Consider the following 2,773-nt stretch of genomic DNA (forward strand, 5'->3'; position numbering starts at 1 on the left):
ACTTAGAGTTTGCAATTAAAGGGATAAAACATGCTCCCCATTTTTGAAGTGCAAAGCAAAAATCAGCCTTCTTTGAACAACATACATAAATTTCCAAAGCTTTTCGAACCCGGTTTTCTCGGTGACCTCAAAGTTAAAAACAGAATAGTCATGGCTCCCATTTCCACAAACTTAGCTAACGTAGGCGGAGAAGTTACTCAACAACTTATTGATCATTATTCAAGAATTGCAAGAGGTGGAGTCGGTCTTATAATAATAGAGAACGCGTGCGTGCATTTTCCTCATGGGAGGCATGGTACAACACAACCGAGGATTGACTCGGATGAATTCATCCCTAGTTTATATAACCTAACCCACGCGATTCACAGAATGGGTGCAAGAGTTGGTATTGAACTGGCACATCCAGGAGGAGCCGCCGACATCCGATTTACCAAAACTCAACCTGTTGCACCATCCTCAATACCAGTTAAATCAGAGGCTGTCATTCCAAAAACTCTAACTAGGAAGGAAATAGAAGAGTTGGTTGATATTTTTGGAAAAGCAGCGTTAAGAGCGCAAAGAGCTGGCTTTGACATGGTTGAAATTCAAGCTGGTCATGGGCTTCTGATAAATCAGTTTCTTTCACCACTATATAATAAGAGGGATGACTATTTTGGTGGCACTCTGGATGGAAGAATTCGCTTCCCAAAGATGATAATCGAAAGAATAAAAGATTATGCAGGAAAAAGTTTCCCGGTAAGTGTTAGATTAGGCGTCGAAGAATTCGAGGATGGCGGAATCAGAATTGAAGAAGGAAAGCTAATTGCAAAGAAGCTTGCCGAAGCAGGAGCTGACGCTATCCATGTAACAGTGGGTAACTGCCTAGAAAAGCGCCTTGAACCAATGCCCTATCCGCAAGGATGGCGAGTATACCTATCCGAGGAAGTTAAAAAAGAAGTAGATGTTCCAGTTATTGCCGTAGGAGTCATACGAGAACCATGGTTCGCCGAGAAAATTCTGGAGGAAGGAAGAGCTGACTTCATAGCTTTAGGGAGGGCATTAATTGCAGATCCACAGTGGCCCAAAAAAGCCTTTAATGGAAAGGAGAAGGCCATAAGAAGATGCTTTTCATGCAACGAATGCGTTATGGCAAGGCACTACAAAGATCTACCTATTCGCTGCTCTTTTAACCCCATGATTGGGTTTGACAAAAGGCTTGTCGGTTTAAAGGAAGCAAAGCATAAAAAGAAAGTAATGGTAATTGGCGCTGGACCAGCTGGAATGGAAGCAGCAAGGGTTGCGGCTTTAAGGGGACATGAAGTGCATCTTTTCGATAAAGAAAAGCAAATTGGAGGAACATTAAACACAGCAGCGGTCATTCCGGGGAAAGAAAAGCTAAAATGGATTGTTGAATATTATGCTTATGCGCTCCCAATGTTAGGTGTACACATGCAGTTAGGACAGCTTGTAGATAAACAAAAAATCGATACCATTAACCCGGATGCTGTAATCATGGCTACTGGTTCAGAGCTGGAGAGACCGCAAATTAACGGAATAGAAAATGCAAACGCATTCTCATTTAAGGACGTTCTTAAAGGTGAAGTGAAAATCGAAGGAGAAAAAGTTGTGGTTATCGGTGGTGGATTAATAGGATTGGAAACCGCTTTGTTTCTCGTATCCTTTAGAAATCATGTTACTGTTCTTAAGCGATACGAAACCATTTCCGAAAACATGGATCCCATCTATGCAACGCACCTGCTTTCGAGTTTACAAAAACAAGGAGTGAACATCATCTCCAATGCTAGAATTCTGGAAATTAAACAAAGCCACATCATCTTAGCCCAGGGTAAAGAGACGAATAAGCTTTATTTCGATAAAATTGTCTTGGCACGTGAACTAAAGCCGTCAAACAAGCTTGCCAAAGAAGTAAAAACAGGCGGCGAAGTATACATTATTGGAGATGCTTTAAAGCCAAGGAAAATCTTTGACGCGATACATGAGGGCTTCATGATTGGAAAACTTGTATAACTCAGTTTAAAATGTGAAGAGGGAAATCTATGAAAATTCTCGTCATAATGGGGCGTGGGGGAACAGGGAAAACAAGTTTTGTAGCTTTACTGACCAAATACTTTATCGAAAACGAAGAAACACCGTTACTGCTAGTAGATTCGGACCCTGACCAAAATCTAGGCGAAATGGTCGGCGTGGACCTACATGAAAAGGGGAAAAAGTGGATATCAGAACTTCTTATTGAAACCTTCCTAGAGGAAGGCGGGACTCTTGTCGGCGTTCCACCTAGCGAGCGCATTGAAAATAAAATATGGGCGCATGGAATGTATGAAGGTGAATACTTCGATTTCATCGCAGTTGGAACGAAATGGATTGAGGGATGTTACTGTCTTCCAGATGCTGCTTTAAAAGGTGCCTTAGAAAAATTAACAAAAACCTACAAATATGTTCTAATAGACTCTCCTGCTGGTTTAGAACACCTTAACAGACGAATAACCACTAAGGTAGATGATATCTTCGATGTAATAGACCCCTCTAAAAAGTCCTTTGATCACATTGAACGGGCCTATCGCGTAGCCAAGGAAGTTAAAATAGACTTTAAAAACTTCTACGTTATTGGAGGTTTTAGGTTTCCAGAAAACTTGGAAGATCAGGCCAGAAAAGTTCTACCGTTTAAATTCTTAGGAAGAATCGCTCGCGATGAAAACGTTGAAGAGTATGTTCTAGAAGGGAAATCTCTTCTAACGCTACCATCAAACACTCCGGCTTACCTTTCTGTTAAAAA

2 protein-coding genes are annotated in these 2,773 nt (G+C 41.2%); both read left to right on the forward strand.

The annotated features are described in order from the left end of the window. Positions 1–30: 30 nt before the first annotated feature. Complete coding sequence (locus ACUVXA_RS19290) at positions 31–2,007, forward strand: oxidoreductase (protein WP_445872919.1); 1,977 nt, start codon at positions 31–33, stop codon at positions 2,005–2,007. Positions 2,008–2,036: 29 nt separating this feature from the next. Continuing rightward, positions 2,037–2,773: ATP-binding protein (locus ACUVXA_RS19295; RefSeq protein ID WP_445872920.1), on the forward strand; the 737-nt coding region annotated here is incomplete at its 3' end.

Source organism: Candidatus Jordarchaeum sp. (assembly GCF_052745115.1).

Coding starts and splice junctions, on each gene's coding strand:
- ACUVXA_RS19290 (WP_445872919.1), top strand. CDS start 31: ATGCTCCCCATTTTTGAAGTGCAAAGCAAAAATCAGCCTTCTTTGAAC.